The 15,632-nt window shown below is 52.6% G+C and carries 13 protein-coding genes and 1 tRNA gene; 1 reads left to right on the top strand and 13 read right to left on the bottom strand.

From position 1 onward, the window contains the following. Nucleotides 1–24: 24 nt before the first annotated feature. The 11 genes from deaD to QQZ17_RS05255 all read right to left on the bottom strand — a co-directional run bounded on the left by deaD (nucleotide 25) and on the right by QQZ17_RS05255 (nucleotide 12,350). Nucleotides 25–1,917, bottom strand: a complete 1,893-nt coding sequence (gene deaD, locus QQZ17_RS05305) for an ATP-dependent RNA helicase DeaD (RefSeq protein WP_152406135.1) — start codon at nucleotides 1,915–1,917, stop codon at nucleotides 25–27. Continuing rightward, nucleotides 1,910–1,990, bottom strand: a complete 81-nt coding sequence (gene yrbN, locus QQZ17_RS05300) for a protein YrbN (RefSeq protein WP_010723222.1) — start codon at nucleotides 1,988–1,990, stop codon at nucleotides 1,910–1,912. Before yrbN ends, deaD begins: the two co-directional genes overlap by 8 nt. 106 nt (nucleotides 1,991–2,096) lie before the next feature. Then, complete coding sequence (gene nlpI, locus QQZ17_RS05295; RefSeq protein ID WP_152406136.1) at nucleotides 2,097–2,981, bottom strand: lipoprotein NlpI; 885 nt, start codon at nucleotides 2,979–2,981, stop codon at nucleotides 2,097–2,099. Nucleotides 2,982–3,090: 109 nt separating this feature from the next. Further along, a complete protein-coding gene (pnp, locus tag QQZ17_RS05290; protein ID WP_152406137.1) occupies nucleotides 3,091–5,226 on the bottom strand; it encodes a polyribonucleotide nucleotidyltransferase in 2,136 nt (711 codons plus the stop codon). Nucleotides 5,227–5,470: 244 nt separating this feature from the next. Then, the gene (rpsO, locus tag QQZ17_RS05285) at nucleotides 5,471–5,740 is read right to left on the bottom strand and encodes a 30S ribosomal protein S15 (protein WP_000059465.1); all 270 of its coding nucleotides are present in this window, start codon (nucleotides 5,738–5,740) and stop codon (nucleotides 5,471–5,473) included. Between the two features lie 149 nt (nucleotides 5,741–5,889). Next, the gene (gene truB / locus QQZ17_RS05280) at nucleotides 5,890–6,834 is read right to left on the bottom strand and encodes a tRNA pseudouridine(55) synthase TruB (protein ID WP_152406138.1); all 945 of its coding nucleotides are present in this window, start codon (nucleotides 6,832–6,834) and stop codon (nucleotides 5,890–5,892) included. Beyond that, nucleotides 6,834–7,235, bottom strand: coding sequence for a 30S ribosome-binding factor RbfA (gene rbfA, locus QQZ17_RS05275; protein ID WP_042325117.1), 402 nt, complete (start codon nucleotides 7,233–7,235; stop codon nucleotides 6,834–6,836). Before rbfA ends, truB begins: the two co-directional genes overlap by 1 nt. A 148-nt stretch (nucleotides 7,236–7,383) precedes the next feature. Continuing rightward, nucleotides 7,384–10,074 carry a translation initiation factor IF-2 gene (gene infB, locus QQZ17_RS05270; RefSeq protein ID WP_152406139.1) on the bottom strand — a complete coding sequence of 897 codons (2,691 nt, stop codon included), beginning with the start codon at nucleotides 10,072–10,074 and terminating at the stop codon, nucleotides 7,384–7,386. A gap of 24 nt (nucleotides 10,075–10,098) precedes the next feature. Beyond that, a complete protein-coding gene (gene nusA / locus QQZ17_RS05265; protein WP_046487985.1) occupies nucleotides 10,099–11,586 on the bottom strand; it encodes a transcription termination factor NusA in 1,488 nt (495 codons plus the stop codon). 27 nt (nucleotides 11,587–11,613) lie between these two features. Then, nucleotides 11,614–12,066 carry a ribosome maturation factor RimP gene (gene rimP, locus QQZ17_RS05260; RefSeq protein ID WP_043001756.1) on the bottom strand — a complete coding sequence of 151 codons (453 nt, stop codon included), beginning with the start codon at nucleotides 12,064–12,066 and terminating at the stop codon, nucleotides 11,614–11,616. A gap of 207 nt (nucleotides 12,067–12,273) precedes the next feature. After that, nucleotides 12,274–12,350 (bottom strand) — tRNA-Met (locus QQZ17_RS05255). Between the two features lie 298 nt (nucleotides 12,351–12,648). Here QQZ17_RS05255 and argG point away from each other — a divergent pair. Continuing rightward, nucleotides 12,649–13,992, top strand: a complete 1,344-nt coding sequence (gene argG, locus QQZ17_RS05250; protein WP_152406140.1) for an argininosuccinate synthase — start codon at nucleotides 12,649–12,651, stop codon at nucleotides 13,990–13,992. 60 nt (nucleotides 13,993–14,052) lie between these two features. On the opposite strand, the gene QQZ17_RS05245 is transcribed toward argG, so the two are convergent. Together QQZ17_RS05245 and QQZ17_RS05240 are read right to left on the bottom strand one after the other, a co-directional pair. Then, entirely contained in the window at nucleotides 14,053–14,733 is a 681-nt protein-coding gene (locus QQZ17_RS05245) for an oligogalacturonate-specific porin KdgM family protein (RefSeq protein WP_152406141.1), read from the bottom strand. Between the two features lie 189 nt (nucleotides 14,734–14,922). Then, nucleotides 14,923–15,618 carry an RraA family protein gene (locus QQZ17_RS05240; RefSeq protein WP_152406142.1) on the bottom strand — a complete coding sequence of 232 codons (696 nt, stop codon included), beginning with the start codon at nucleotides 15,616–15,618 and terminating at the stop codon, nucleotides 14,923–14,925. Between the last annotated feature and the right edge of the window lie 14 nt (nucleotides 15,619–15,632).

The raw sequence follows: 15,632 nt of genomic DNA, 5'->3' as shown, positions 1-15,632 counted from the left end.
ACTTTACGTCAGCAAACGAAAGGTTTACGCGTCACGACGACGGCTGGTACCGTCTTCACGACGTGGCGCACGACTACCTTCACGACGTTCGCCGCTGAAACGACGACCATCACCACGACCGCCTTCACGACGCTCACCGCCGAAACCGCGACCGCCTTCACGACGTTCGCCGCCGAAGCTACGACCACCGCCACGACGTTCAGTGTGCGGCTGTGCATCGCCCACTAACTGCATGTTCATCGGTTTGTTAAGGATGCGGGTACGCGTAAAGTGCTGCAGTACTTCACCCGGCATACCTTTCGGCAGTTCGATGGTGGAGTGCGATGCGAACAGCTTGATGTTACCAATGTAACGGCTGCTGATGTCGCCTTCGTTGGCGATCGCACCAACGATATGACGCACTTCCACGCCGTCATCACGACCCACTTCAATACGGTACAGTTGCATATCGCCAACGTCACGACGTTCACGACGCGGACGGTCTTCACCGCTGCGTTCTGGACGGTCGCCACGCGGGCCACGATCGTTACGGTCACGCGGACCACGATCGTCACGATCGCGGAATTCACGCTTCGGACGCATCGGCGCATCTGGCGGAACGATCAGAGTACGTTCGCCCTGTGCCATTTTCAGCAGAGCGGCAGCCAGCGTTTCGATATCCAGCTCTTCGTCTTCCGCTGTCGGCTGCAGTTTAGCCAGCAGCGCACGGTACTGATCCAGATCGCTACTTTCCAGCTGTTGCTGTACTTTGGCCGCAAATTTTTCCAGACGGCGTTTGCCCAGCAGGTCTGCGTTCGGCAGTTCAACTTCCGGAATAGTCAGCTTCATGGTGCGTTCGATGTTACGCAGCAGACGACGCTCGCGGTTCTCAACGAACAGCAGCGCACGACCTGCACGACCCGCACGACCGGTACGGCCAATACGGTGAACGTAAGACTCGGAATCCATCGGGATATCGTAGTTTACCACCAGGCTGATACGCTCAACGTCCAGGCCACGGGCCGCAACGTCGGTAGCAATCAGGATATCCAGACGACCATCTTTCAGACGTTCCAGCGTCTGCTCACGCAGCGCCTGGTTCATGTCGCCATTCAGCGCGGCGCTGTTATAGCCGCTACGCTCCAGCGCTTCAGCCACTTCCAGCGTCGCGTTTTTGGTACGAACGAAGATAATCGCCGCATCAAAATCTTCCGCTTCCAGGAAACGCACTAGCGCTTCGTTCTTACGCATACCCCAGACAGTCCAGTAGCTCTGGCTGATGTCCGGACGGGTAGTGACGCTGGACTGAATGCGCACTTCCTGCGGCTCTTTCATAAAGCGACGGGTAATGCGACGAATCGCTTCCGGCATGGTGGCAGAGAACAGAGCGGTCTGATGACCTTCCGGGATCTGCGCCATGATGGTTTCAACGTCTTCGATGAAGCCCATGCGCAGCATTTCGTCAGCTTCATCCAGAACCAGACCGCTCAGTTTAGAGAGGTCCAGGGTGCCGCGTTTCAGGTGATCCAGCAGACGACCCGGCGTACCGACGACGATCTGCGGCCCTTGACGCAGGGCGCGTAACTGCACGTCATAACGCTGGCCGCCGTACAGGGCAACCACGTTCACGCCGCGCATGTGTTTAGAGAAATCCGTCATGGCTTCGGCAACCTGAACCGCCAGTTCGCGGGTCGGTGCCAGCACCAGGATTTGAGGTGCTTTCAGCTCAGGATCAAGATTGTTGAGCAGCGGTAAGGAGAACGCTGCAGTTTTACCGCTACCGGTCTGGGCCATGCCCAGTACGTCACGACCGTTCAGCAAGTGTGGAATACACTCAGACTGGATCGGTGATGGTTTTTCGTAACCCAGATCGTTAAGGGCTTCAAGGATAGGAGCCTTCAGGCCCAGATCTGCAAAAGTGGTTTCGAATTCAGCCATGTAGTACGTGTGCCTCAAAATTAATGGCGGCCAGTCTACATAACTCATCATGAAATTGATCTGCAATTTTCATTGAAAAGTGTGAACCGGCTCAAAGTAGGTGTATTAACGAACAACAACGCCCTCACCCGTGAAGGTGATGGCAATCAAAAAAGATTACGGGCTGATGTGTACGTCAGCTATTGCTGGTCCGATTCTGCCAGGTCATCTTGGTCCTGGCCCAGGAGCGATAATTCCAACAATGCATATCGGTGCTCAACAAAGTTATGAACGTTGTTAGCCACCGCCAGTTTGAACAATGCCGTAGCGTTGTCCAAATCCCCCAGACTTAGGTAGTACTTACCTAAATAGAAGTTGGTTTCACTGAGATGCTCAGCGAGCGAGGTGTTATCCGTTGCGTCCGCCTTGAGCTTTTCCATCAGCGATGCTTCGCTAAGGTTGCCCAGGTAGAACTCGACAATGTTCCATCCCCATTGTTCTTTATCCGATTTCTCGAAGCGCTGTTTCAGCGCGACTTTTGCCTGCTTCTCATCGAGCTTCTGCTCAGCGAGATAAAGCCACAGGCTGCGGAAAGGATCATTGGGATCGTCTTGATAAAACGCCAGCAGATCATCTTGCGCTAACTTGTCGCGACCGCCGTAATACAATGCGATACCGCGATTTAAGTGCGCGTAGTTGTAAGTTGGATCAAGCTCAAGTACAGAATCAAACGCTTCATAGGCAGCATCAAAATTGCCTGCCTGCGTTAAATAAATGCCTAAGTAATTGAATACTTCAGGCATATCGGGTCGGATTGCCAACGCTTGTGAAAAATCATTTCGCGCTAATGCCCTCAGACCGAGACTATCATACAACACTCCGCGCTCATATAAAAGCTGTGCGCGTTCGTCATCGGTTAAAGCCCGACTGGCAAGAATTTGTTCCATGCGTGCCAGAATCACTTCCTGCTGCAAAGTCGGTTGCAATGGTACTGCGAGGACTTCACTCTTACGCCAGGTGGAATTACTGCATCCAGCCAGCGTGAGTGCTGTTGCCACGAAACACCAGCGCAAAAAAGGCGTCATTTCCCACTCCCGAAGACAACGATTAATTGAACGTCCTGTTCCCCGGTTGCTAACAAGGCGTCCTGCCAGGTTAAAAGCCCTCCGCAACCGCGGAGGGCAAATGGCAACCTTACTCGCCCTGCTGGCTAGCCGGAGCTTCCGGTGCAGCCGCTGGCTGAGATTGTTCAGTTGCTTCTTTAATGCTCAAACGTACACGGCCCTGGCGATCGACTTCCAGAACTTTAACCGGTACTTCCTGACCCATCTGCAGGTAATCGGTCACTTTCTCTACGCGCTTATCCGCGATCTGAGAGATGTGAACCAGACCTTCTTTACCGCCGCCGATGGCAACAAATGCGCCAAAGTCAACGATACGGGTCACTTTACCATTGTAGATACGACCGACTTCGATTTCTGCCGTGATCTCTTCGATACGACGGATAGCGTGTTTCGCTTTCTCACCGTCGGTCGCCGCGATCTTCACAGTACCGTCATCTTCGATTTCGATGGTGGTGCCGGTTTCTTCGGTCAGCGCACGGATCACAGAACCGCCCTTACCGATCACGTCTTTGATCTTGTCCGGGTTGATCTTGATGGTGTGGATACGCGGAGCGAACTGAGAGATGTCGCCGCGCGGCGCGTTGATCGCCTGTTCCATCACGCCCAGGATGTGCAGACGCGCACCTTTAGCCTGGTTCAGTGCAACCTGCATGATCTCTTTGGTGATACCTTCAATTTTGATATCCATCTGCAGTGCAGAGATACCGTCGCGGGAACCCGCTACTTTGAAGTCCATATCGCCAAGGTGGTCTTCGTCGCCCAGGATGTCAGACAGTACGACAAAGTTGTCGCCTTCTTTCACCAGACCCATTGCGATACCCGCAACAGCAGCTTTGATTGGCACGCCTGCATCCATCAGGGCCAGGGAAGCGCCACACACGGAAGCCATGGAAGAAGAACCGTTAGATTCGGTGATTTCAGACACCACGCGAACGGTGTACGGGAATTTGTCAGCTTCCGGCATAACAGCCAGCACGCCGCGCTTCGCCAGACGACCGTGACCAATTTCACGACGCTTTGGAGAACCGACCATGCCGGTTTCACCTACGGAGTACGGAGGGAAGTTGTAGTGGAACAGGAAGTTGTCCGTGCGCTCGCCCATCAGTTCGTCAAGAACCTGTGCATCACGTGCGGTTCCCAGCGTTGCGGTAACCAGCGCCTGAGTTTCACCACGGGTGAACAGTGCAGAACCGTGAGTACGCGGCAGTACGCCAGTGCGCACGTCCAGACCACGGATCATGTCTTTTTCACGACCATCGATGCGCGGCTCACCGGCCAGTACACGGCTACGCACGACATTTTTCTCGATCGCGTGCAGGATTTCACCCAGTTCGTTAGCGTCCAGGGTTTCGTCTTCAGCAACCAGAGTCGCGATGGTTTCAGATTTGATCACGTCAACCTGAGCATAACGCTCTTGTTTGTCGGTGATACGGTAAGCATCGCTCAGGCGAGATTCAGCCAGTGCAGCAACGCGCGCGTTCAGCGCTTCGTCTACGACTTCCGGCTGCCAGTCCCAACGCGGTTTACCCGCTTCTTTCACCAGATCGTTGATCGCCTGGATAACCACCTGCTGCTGATCGTGGCCGAACACCACTGCGCCCAGCATTTGATCTTCGCTCAGCAGTTCCGCTTCGGATTCAACCATCAGTACGGCAGCTTCAGTACCGGCAACCACCAGATCCAGCTTGCTCTCTTTCAGCTCGTCCTGAGTCGGGTTCAGTACGTACTGGTCATTGATATAACCCACACGTGCCGCGCCGATTGGGCCGTTGAACGGAATACCGGACAGAGACAGCGCAGCAGAGGCACCGATCATCGCCACGATATCCGGGTTAACCTGCGGGTTAACGGAAACGACGGTCGCGATGACCTGAACTTCGTTCACGAAACCTTCCGGGAACAGCGGACGAACCGGGCGGTCAATCAGTCGTGCGATCAGGGTTTCGCCTTCGCTTGGACGGCCTTCACGACGGAAGAAGCTACCTGGGATACGACCAGCAGCGTAGGTACGCTCCTGATAGTTAACGGTCAGCGGGAAGAAGTCCTGACCCGGCTTCGCTTTTTTCTGGCCGACAACGGTAACGAATACCGCAGTGTCGTCCATGCTAACCATAACAGCGGCAGTAGCCTGACGGGCCATCATGCCGGTTTCCAGCGTAACGGTATGCTGACCGTACTGGAATTTACGAACGATCGGATTAAGCAAAATAATATCCTTTCAAATTTTAGGCGACACAAACTGAATCGCCGTTAATACCCGATCTTCTGCGCATCCTCGCGACTAATGACAACCCTAACCCATACGATATTGGGTAAAGCCTCTCATTAGCCGCGCGAACCTCTGCAACGGAAGATCATTCATAGCAACAATACAATAGTTTCCAGTGAATTGCTGCCATCTGCTTGAAAAAAGGGGCCATGAAGGCCCCCTTTTACGAAACTCGCAAGAATTAGCGACGCAGACCCAGACGCTCGATCAGCGCGGTGTAGCGTGCAACATCTTTACGTTTCAGGTAGTCGAGCAGTTTACGACGCTGAGAAACCATGCGCAGCAGACCACGACGGCTGTGGTGATCTTTTTTGTGCTCTGCAAAGTGGCCCTGCAGGTGGTTAATCTGTGCAGTCAACAGAGCAACCTGAACATCGGTAGAACCGGTGTCGTTTGCATCACGACCGAACTCAGAAACGATTTTAGCTGTAGCTTCAGTACTTAGAGACATTTTAAAACTCCAAAGTATTAAGTATGAAAGGACGCCGATCTCTAATTCAGCGTTCCCAGTGTACGCCGTGCGAACTGTTAAAAAATTCACGCAACGTTAAGCGGCAGTATTCTACTCGTAGCGCCTTCTTATCGCAAGACGAACCCGTGCTACGCCGGATACTCCACCACTAATCGGCGAGGAGCCACGCGACCTTCGTCGTCGATCTCACCCATGCCGATAAATTTACCGTCATCACCTTCCGTAACACGAACCAGCCCTTCCAGCGGCGCGCCGTTCGTGCGAACGGGGTTGCCGTTCTTAAAGTAAACTGAAGAGGTTAACGGCAAATTAACAACAGGATAGTCCGAAGCCGGACTGTCCATTGGCATCAGCAGCGAATCAAGCAACTGTGCTGCCGGAATCCCCTGTAGTTCCGCCTGTTCGACCATTTCACGCAGACGTTCCAGCGTGACCATACGATCCACCGGATATTTGCTGACCGTCAGACGACGCAGGAAGATAACGTGCGCACCGCATCCCAGTTTCTCACCCAGATCGTCAATAATGGTGCGAATATAGGTGCCTTTCGAGCAGTGCACTTCCAGCTCCAGTTCATCCCCTTCATGGCGGATAAACAGCAGCTCGTAAACGGTAATCGGTCGGGCTTCGCGCGGCACTTCAATGCCCTGACGCGCGTATTCGTACAGCTTTTTACCCTGATACTTCAGCGCCGAATACATCGACGGCACCTGTTCGATATCGCCGCGGAACGTGTCCAGCGCGGCAGCCAGCTGTTCAGGGGTGAAGGTGACCGGACGCTCCTGCACAATTTGCCCATCGGCATCGGAGGTGTCTGTACGCTGCCCCAGACGGGCAATCACCCGATAACGCTTGTCGGAATCCAGCAGATACTGCGAAAACTTGGTCGCTTCCCCGAGGCAAATCGGCAGCATACCGGTCGCTAGCGGATCCAGCGCCCCGGTATGCCCGGCGCGGTTGGCGTTATAGATGCGTTTTACTTTTTGCAGTACATCATTGCTGGACATGCCCTGCGGCTTATCCAGCAGCAGCACACCATGAATGTCGCGACCACGACGACGAGGACGACTCATTAGTCCTCCTTGCTGTCGTCCGGGTTTACACGACGTTCTTCGTCATGTTTAACCACGTTGGTCACCAGGTTGGACATCCGCATCCCTTCCACCAGCGAGTTATCGTAGAAGAAGGTCAGTTCCGGCACGATACGCAGACGCATCGCTTTACCCAACAGGCTACGGATGAAGCCAGACGCTTCCTGTAACGCTTTGATGCCCGCTTTAATCGCGTTTTCATCTTTGTCATTCAGGAAGGTGACATACACTTTGGCATACGCCAGATCGCGGGACATTTCGACCCCCGACACGGTGGTCATCATGCCCAGACGCGGGTCTTTAATTTCGCGCTGCAGGATGATTGCGATCTCTTTTTGCATCTCCTGTCCTACGCGCTGCGGGCGACCAAATTCTTTCGCCATAATAAATTCTCCAGACAAAAAAGGGGCCTTGAGCCCCTTTTAAAAATTATTGCCGGGTGGCGCTTTGAAGCCTGATGACGCTACGCTTATCAGGCCAACAACCCGGACGTAGGCCCGGTAAACGCAGTGCCACCGGGCATAACGAAGATTACGCGATGGTACGCTGAATCTCGATGATCTCGAACACTTCGATCATATCGCCAACGCGAACGTCGTTGTAGTTCTTCACGCCGATACCACATTCCATACCGTTACGGACTTCGTTAACGTCATCTTTGAAGCGGCGCAGGGATTCCAGCTCGCCTTCGTAGATAACCACGTTGTCACGCAGTACGCGGATTGGGTTGTGACGCTTAATCGTCCCTTCGGTAACCATACACCCTGCGATGGCACCAAATTTCGGAGATTTAAACACATCACGAACTTCAGCCAGACCGATGATCTGCTGTTTCAGTTCCGGAGACAGCATACCGCTCATCGCCGCTTTCACTTCATCGATCAGGTTATAGATGACGGAGTAGTAGCGCAGATCCAGGCTTTCAGATTCAATCACTTTACGTGCAGAGGCATCCGCACGAACGTTGAAGCCCACCAGAATCGCGTTGGACGCAGCGGCCAGGGTCGCGTCGGTTTCGGTGATACCACCGACACCAGAACCGATGATCTTCACTTTCACTTCGTCGGTAGACAGTTTCAGTAAGGAGTCGGAGATCGCTTCCACAGAACCCTGAACGTCGGCCTTCAGCACGATGTTCACTTCGTGAACTTCGCCTTCGGTCATGTTGGCGAACATGTTCTCGAGCTTAGATTTCTGCTGGCGAGCCAGTTTCACTTCACGGAATTTGCCCTGGCGATACAGCGCAACTTCACGTGCTTTCTTCTCGTCACGTACGACAGTCACTTCGTCACCGGCAGCCGGAACACCGGACAGCCCCAGGATTTCCACCGGAATGGACGGACCCGCTTCCAGCACTTCCTGACCCAGTTCGTTACGCATCGCGCGAACGCGACCGTATTCGAAGCCACACAGTACGATGTCGCCTTTATGCAGCGTACCTTCACGCACCAGTACAGTAGCAACCGGACCACGACCTTTATCCAGGAAGGATTCAATGACCGCACCGCTTGCCATCCCTTTACGTACTGCTTTCAGTTCCAGAACTTCGGCCTGCAGCAGGATTGCATCCAGCAGCTCGTCGATACCGGTACCTGCTTTTGCAGACACGTGCACAAACTGGCTCTCACCGCCCCACTCTTCCGGCAGGATGCCGTACTGGGACAGTTCGTTTTTAACGCGATCCGGATCGGCTTCCGGCTTATCGATTTTGTTCACTGCAACCACAACCGGCACACCCGCCGCTTTCGCGTGCTGGATAGCTTCGATGGTCTGCGGCATCACGCCATCGTCAGCGGCCACAACCAGAACCACGATATCCGTTGCCTGCGCACCACGTGCACGCATGGAGGTAAACGCGGCGTGACCCGGGGTATCCAGGAAGGTGATCATACCGTTGTCGGTTTCAACGTGGTAAGCACCGATGTGCTGAGTAATGCCGCCCGCTTCGCCAGAGGCCACTTTCGTTGAACGAATGTAGTCCAGCAGAGAGGTTTTACCGTGGTCAACGTGACCCATGATAGTCACAACCGGCGCACGCGGTTCAGCCGCAGCACCTGTGTCACGGTCGCTCATTACCGCTTCTTCCAGCTCGTTCTCACGACGCAGGATGACTTTGTGGCCCATCTCTTCGGCAACCAGCTGTGCGGTTTCCTGGTCGATCACCTGGTTGATGGTCGCCATTGCGCCCAGCTTCATCATCGCTTTGATGACCTGAGAGCCTTTAACTGCCATCTTGTTCGCCAGATCGCCAACGGTGATGGTTTCGCCAATCACAACGTCACGGTTAACCGCCTGCGCTGGCTTCTGGAAGCCCTGCTGCAGTGCGGAACCTTTACGCTGTTTGCCGCCTTTACCACCGCGAACCGCGGCACGCGCTTCTTCACGGTCAGCTTTAGATTCAGCGTGTTTGTTGCCTTTCTTCGCCGGACGCGCTGCTTTCGTGCTGCGACCACGGCCACGACCGCCTTCTACTTCACGATCGTTTTCGTCTTCGGCCTGGCGAGCGTGCTGAGAAGTGGTGACATGATAATCGCTCTTATCTTCTTCCACTTTTTCCTGCTCGGCCCATACGCCCGCGTTCTCTTCCGCCATACGGCGAGCTTCTTCCGCAACGCGGCGCGCTTCTTCTTCAAGCTTGCGACGTGCTTCTTCTTCCGCTTTACGCTTCAGCTCTGCAGCTTCATTCTCACGGCGGGCTTTCTCGGCCTGGGCGGTTTTGGTCATATCGTCAGTCTGTTGATTGCTCACTTTGTCTTTTTCCGCAGCTTCACGTTTCGCTTTATCAGCGGCGTCACGCTTAGCTTGTTCTGCGGCCTCACGGTCAGCTTTTTGTTGCGCCTCGCGTTTGGCCATTTCTTCTGCCTCACGACGGGCTTGCTCTTCCGCTTCACGCTGCGCTTGCTCTTCCGCAGCAAGGCGTTCGGCCTCTTGCGGATCACGTTTCACAAAGGTGCGCTTCTTGCGGACTTCGATTTGTACCGATTTGCTTTTTCCACCGGTACCAGGAATATTCAGGGTGCTACGCGTTTTACGCTGCAGCGTAAGCTTATCCGGGCCAGAACCATTTTCACGGTTCAGGTGCGCCAGTAAAGTCTGTTTTTCTTGTGCGGACACAGAGTCATCAGCAGACTTCGGGATACCGGCATCAGCAAATTGCTGTACCAGGCGATCCACGGAGGTCTGTATCTCTACGGCCAGCGCTTTTACGGTTACATCTGTCATGCTGTTCCTTCCTGCTACAGTTTATTACGCTTCGTCGCCGAACCAGCAAATATTACGGGCAGCCATAATCAGCTCACCGGCTTTTTCGTCGGTCAACCCTTCGATATCAGCCAGATCATCAATGCCCTGTTCGGCGAGATCTTCCAGCGTACAAACACCACGGGCAGCCAGTTTGAAGGCCATATCGCGATCTAATCCTTCCAGATTCAGCAGATCGTCAGCCGGCTTGTTATCACCGAGACTTTCTTCCTGGGCCAGTGCCAGAGTGGTCAGTGCGTTTTTAGCACGCTCGCGCAGTGCTTCAACGGTCGGCTCATCAAGGCCGTCAATTTCCAGCAGTTCTTTCATTGGCACGTAGGCCAATTCTTCCAGAGTTGCGAACCCTTCTTCAACCAGAACTGTGGCGAACTCTTCATCAATATCGAGATATTTGGTGAAGGTATCGATCGCGGCATGTGCTTCAGCCTGATGTTTAGCCTGGAGGTCATCAACGGTCATCACGTTGAGTTCCCAGCCGCTTAATTGCGAAGCCAGGCGGACGTTCTGACCATTACGTCCAATTGCTTGCGCCAGGTTACCGGCTTCAACGGCGATATCCATGGTGTGTTTATCTTCATCCACCACGATAGACGCAACGTCAGCAGGCGCCATAGCGTTAATGACGAACTGCGCCGGGTTATCATCCCACAGGACGATATCGATGCGCTCACCGCCCAGTTCGGTCGAGACCGCCTGAACGCGCGCGCCGCGCATACCGACACACGCACCGACCGGGTCGATTCGCTTGTCGTTGGTTTTCACTGCGATTTTCGCGCGAGAACCAGGATCACGAGCAGCAGCTTTAATTTCGATCACTTCTTCGCCAATTTCCGGCACTTCAATGCGGAACAGTTCGATCAGCATTTCCGGCTTGGAGCGGGTGACGAACAGTTGTGCACCGCGTGCTTCCGGGCGAACAGAGTAGAGAACACCACGAATACGGTCGCCTGGGCGGAAGTTTTCACGCGGCAGCATATCTTCACGCAGGATCACGGCTTCAGCATTGCTGCCCAGATCCAAAGAGATGTTGTCGCGGTTCACTTTCTTCACCACGCCGGTGATGATTTCACCTTCGTGTTCACGGAACTGATCGACAACCATCGCGCGTTCAGCTTCACGAACCTTCTGCACGATAACCTGTTTTGCCGTCTGGGTCGTGATACGGTCAAAAGTCACAGATTCAATCTGATCTTCAACGTAATCGCCCAGGTTCAGGCTTTCGTCTTCATAACGCGCGGCTTCCAGCGTGATTTCTTTCGTCGGCTGGGTCACTTCTTCCACGATCACCCAGCGACGGAAAGTGTCAAAATCACCGCTTTTACGATCGATTTCTACGCGAACGTCAATCTCTTGTTCATATTTTTTCTTTGTCGCTGTAGCCAGCGCACTTTCCAACGCTTCAAAAATTTTCTCGCGTGGCAGCGCCTTTTCATTGGATACGGCTTCAACAACAGCCAAAATTTCTTTGTTCATCGCGGGCTTTTCACCTCATCCAGACTGTTAAAAGTGGGGAACCAGGTTCGCCTTCTGGATATTACTCAGCGCGAACACTTCATCTTTTCCTTCGACTGTGACAGTGATCATTTCACCATCTACCGCTTTGATAACGCCCTGCCATTTACGGCGGTTCTGTACCGCCATGCGGAGTACCAGCGAAACTTCTTCACCCAGGAAACGCACATAGTGTTCAGCAGTGAACATTGGGCGGTCGAGACCCGGTGAGGAGACTTCCAGGTTGTAAGCCACAGTAATAGGATCTTCGACGTCCAGTACTGCGCTCACCTGATGGCTCACATCAGCACAATCATCAACATTGATGCCATCTTCACTATCAATATAGATGCGCAGTGTGGATGTGCGACCGCGAATAAATTCGATGCCGACCAGCTCATAACCTAAGGCTTCAACTGGTGCTGTAATCATCTCTGTTAATTTTTGCTCTAATGTGGACAAGCCCACCCCCAAGACATAAAAAAAGGGCCTAAAGCCCAGTTATTCTGTAGTCAGATAACAAAAAACCCCGATAAATCGGGGCTTTAGATAACTGAACCCTATAACCGCAACTGCGGTCTGGAGAACCTTCCGAAAGAATTTTTTTCAAATCCAGCTACGAAGGCCATAGTCTTCACAGTATATTTGAAAAAGAACTCTTAGGGAAAGTGGTTGCGGGGGCCGGATTTGAACCGACGACCTTCGGGTTATGAGCCCGACGAGCTACCAGGCTGCTCCACCCCGCGCCTGAAACGTGGCAAATTTTACTCGTTTTGGGTAAAAGATGCAAATACTGTTGGGATTTGGTACCGAGGACGGGACGTAAAATCTGCGCGTATTATATTGATTAACTCCCCATTGTGTCAACCTTGTTAACGACATAACCTGAGACGTCGTCGTCAGCGTTATTTGTGGAAAAAAGCACGAAACTCTTCCTGTCTCCGTAAAAAGATGATTAAATGAAAACTCATTTATTTTGCATAAACATGCACTGAGAGCAGAAAGCCGATCTCACCATCAGTCTATCAAGCAGGGTTTTATTTTATGACGACGATTCTCAAGCATCTCCCGGTAGGTCAACGTATTGGTATCGCTTTTTCCGGCGGCCTGGACACCAGCGCGGCACTGCTGTGGATGCGACAAAAAGGGGCTGTCCCATATGCATATACTGCGAACCTGGGTCAACCAGACGAGGAGGACTATGATGAGATCCCTCGTCGTGCAATGGAATACGGTGCAGAGAACGCTCGCCTGATCGACTGCCGTAAACAGCTGGTTGCTGAAGGTATCGCCGCGATTCAGTGTGGTGCATTCCATAACACCACCGGCGGGCTCACCTATTTCAATACTACGCCGCTGGGTCGTGCAGTCACCGGCACCATGCTGGTTGCAGCGATGAAAGAAGATGGCGTCAATATCTGGGGCGATGGCAGCACCTATAAAGGAAACGACATCGAGCGTTTCTATCGCTATGGCCTGCTGACCAACGCCGAATTGCAGATTTATAAACCATGGCTGGATACCGACTTTATCGATGAGCTGGGCGGTCGCCATGAGATGTCCGAGTTTATGATTGCCTGTGGATTCGACTACAAAATGTCCGTCGAAAAAGCCTACTCCACGGACTCCAACATGCTCGGCGCGACGCACGAAGCCAAAGACCTCGAATTCCTGAACTCCAGCGTCAAGATAGTCAACCCGATCATGGGCGTGAAGTTCTGGGATGAGAACGTGAAGATCGCGGCGGAAGAAGTCACCGTGCGTTTCGAACAGGGCCACCCGGTCGCGCTGAACGGTAAAACCTTCAGTGACGATGTAGAAATGATGCTGGAAGCGAACCGTATCGGCGGACGTCACGGTCTGGGGATGAGTGACCAGATTGAAAACCGTATAATCGAAGCCAAAAGTCGTGGTATTTACGAAGCCCCGGGAATGGCGCTGCTGCATATCGCCTACGAGCGTCTGCTGACGGGTATTCACAACGAAGATACCATCGAGCAGTATCACGCCCACGGTCGTCAACTGGGCCGCCTGCTGTATCAGGGCCGTTGGTTCGACTCTCAGGCACTGATGCTGCGTGATGGTCTGCAGCGTTGGGTCGCCAGCCAGATTACCGGTGAAGTGACTCTGGAACTGCGTCGCGGCAACGACTACTCGATCCTGAATACCGTGTCCGACAACCTGACCTACAAGCCAGAACGTCTGACCATGGAAAAAGGTGACTCCGTGTTCTCACCAGACGATCGTATTGGGCAACTGACCATGCGTAACCTGGACATCACCGATACCCGCGAGAAGCTGTTTGGCTATGCACAGTCCGGCCTGCTTTCAGCCTCTTCAGCAACAGGTTTGCCCCAGGTCGAAAACCTGGAAAACAAAGCGAAGTAACGGGTTTAAAATCTGAAAAAGGCCGCGAAAGCGGCCTTTTTTTGGGTCGTGTCACCTACATCAGAATGTATATTGCAGCCCTAAACGATATCGACTTTCGCGATCGTCTCGTATCGGGGATACCGCAACATTTCCCACCTCGACATAGGGCGTCCATTGCGCAGAGGCTTTCCATGCAATTCGGCCATTATATTCATAATCCTCTTTCTTATTATCATACTTGATTGCGTCGCTGTGCTTATAGACGTAATTGGTTTCAAAGGTGAGCGTGTTCCACCGATATCCCAGCCAGATATCGCCTCGGTTAATATGTTCGTCATCTTTGCCCGCGCTGGTATCCCGCGCATACTCATAACGATACCGTGCGGAAAGATAGAACCCCGAATCAAAGTTATACCAACCGCGTAAGTACGGTTTATAGATTGTTTTAGACGACGTGGTTTCGAACTCTACTCCGGGTTGTAAATCGATTACCGGAGTCAGTTTGTACGTGTAATTAAGCGAGTATTCGCTACCGTTGTCGACAATATCTGAAAACGGTTTATCCGTTGAATCTCCACCCGATTTAAATTTCCCTTCAACAAAGAATCCCACACCATTCGCAAACCGATGCGAAACCTGAATCCTGTCACGGTGAACTTTATTATCGTCGAGATACTCATGCCTGAAATCAAGCATGACCGCAGTCGAAGAAAATGCTGTCGTGAATAAAAAGAGGCTTAATACAATATTCCTTTTCATAATATTACCCTGTGATATTTATTTTTAAAAATACCAATTTCAGAATTGGTTGCAGGGGAAATACGCAGCCGTAATTAAACCGTTGCCAGATAACGTCAATAATTCTATTGACTCACGTTCTTAAACGACCAGACGTATTTATTCTTATCGTCACTCAATAAGGAGACGTTTCCTTTACAGCAACAACCGTTAACGCCAGATATCTTCAATAATTTCACATTGCTTACTGGCGAGCTCCCTGTCCACCCAACTGCGGTCAGCGTTACCCGCCCGGGTTGCCAGCAATTTTTTACTGTCAAAAAGCTGATATTTTTCAGCTTCTGCCAGAAGTGCTCGCGCATCTTGTCGGGCAATAACAATTACGCCATCACCATCGCCGACAATGATATCCCCCGGCATTACCGACATACCGCCGCAGGATATCGGCACATTAATCTCCCCCGGTCCGTCCTTAAAAGGACCCGCAGGCGTACTTCCCGTCGCGTAAACCGGAAATTCCATCGCCTGAATACTGTATAAATCACGCACAGGACCATCCAGAACGATCCCGCAGGCCTTACGCGTTTGGGCATACGTAATCATGATTTCACCCATCAGCGCCTGGCTATTACCGCCATCATTGGAGACCACCAGCACATCACCCGGTGTCAGGATATTTAATGCCTTATGGACCATTAAGTTATCACCGGCACGGGCTTTCACTGTCAGTGCCACCCCAACCATGTTGTCTTTACATGGCAAAGACAGTCGACGGATAGTGCTGTTCATCGCACTGAGTCTTCCCATGCAGTCGGCAATATTCGCGGCCGGGATAGCTTTAAATGCAGCAATCAGCTCCGGGTCCGGAAGATGACGCTGAGTAAATACTCTGAATCCATTGCTCATACTCTTTCCTCCTT

The sequence above is a fragment of the Citrobacter sp. T1.2D-1 genome (genome assembly GCF_950098555.1).
GTDB classification, from domain to species: Bacteria; Pseudomonadota; Gammaproteobacteria; order Enterobacterales; family Enterobacteriaceae; genus Citrobacter_A; species Citrobacter_A telavivensis.
The sequence above is the reverse complement of the archived record's forward strand: the minus strand, read 5'-3'. Positions and strand labels throughout refer to the sequence as shown.

Excerpts from the sequence above, each read along its gene's own strand:
- deaD (WP_152406135.1), bottom strand. The coding sequence starts at position 1,917 with ATGGCTGAATTCGAAACCACTTTTGCAGATCTGGGCCTGAAGGCTCCT.
- yrbN (WP_010723222.1), bottom strand. The coding sequence starts at position 1,990 with ATGAAAATTGCAGATCAATTTCATGATGAGTTATGTAGACTGGCCGCC.
- nlpI (WP_152406136.1), bottom strand. The coding sequence starts at position 2,981 with ATGACGCCTTTTTTGCGCTGGTGTTTCGTGGCAACAGCACTCACGCTG.
- rpsO (WP_000059465.1), bottom strand. The coding sequence starts at position 5,740 with ATGTCTCTAAGTACTGAAGCTACAGCTAAAATCGTTTCTGAGTTCGGT.
- truB (WP_152406138.1), bottom strand. The coding sequence starts at position 6,834 with ATGAGTCGTCCTCGTCGTCGTGGTCGCGACATTCATGGTGTGCTGCTG.
- rbfA (WP_042325117.1), bottom strand. The coding sequence starts at position 7,235 with ATGGCGAAAGAATTTGGTCGCCCGCAGCGCGTAGGACAGGAGATGCAA.
- infB (WP_152406139.1), bottom strand. The coding sequence starts at position 10,074 with ATGACAGATGTAACCGTAAAAGCGCTGGCCGTAGAGATACAGACCTCC.
- nusA (WP_046487985.1), bottom strand. The coding sequence starts at position 11,586 with ATGAACAAAGAAATTTTGGCTGTTGTTGAAGCCGTATCCAATGAAAAG.
- argG (WP_152406140.1), top strand. The coding sequence starts at position 12,649 with ATGACGACGATTCTCAAGCATCTCCCGGTAGGTCAACGTATTGGTATC.
- QQZ17_RS05245 (WP_152406141.1), bottom strand. The coding sequence starts at position 14,733 with ATGAAAAGGAATATTGTATTAAGCCTCTTTTTATTCACGACAGCATTT.
- QQZ17_RS05240 (WP_152406142.1), bottom strand. The coding sequence starts at position 15,618 with ATGAGCAATGGATTCAGAGTATTTACTCAGCGTCATCTTCCGGACCCG.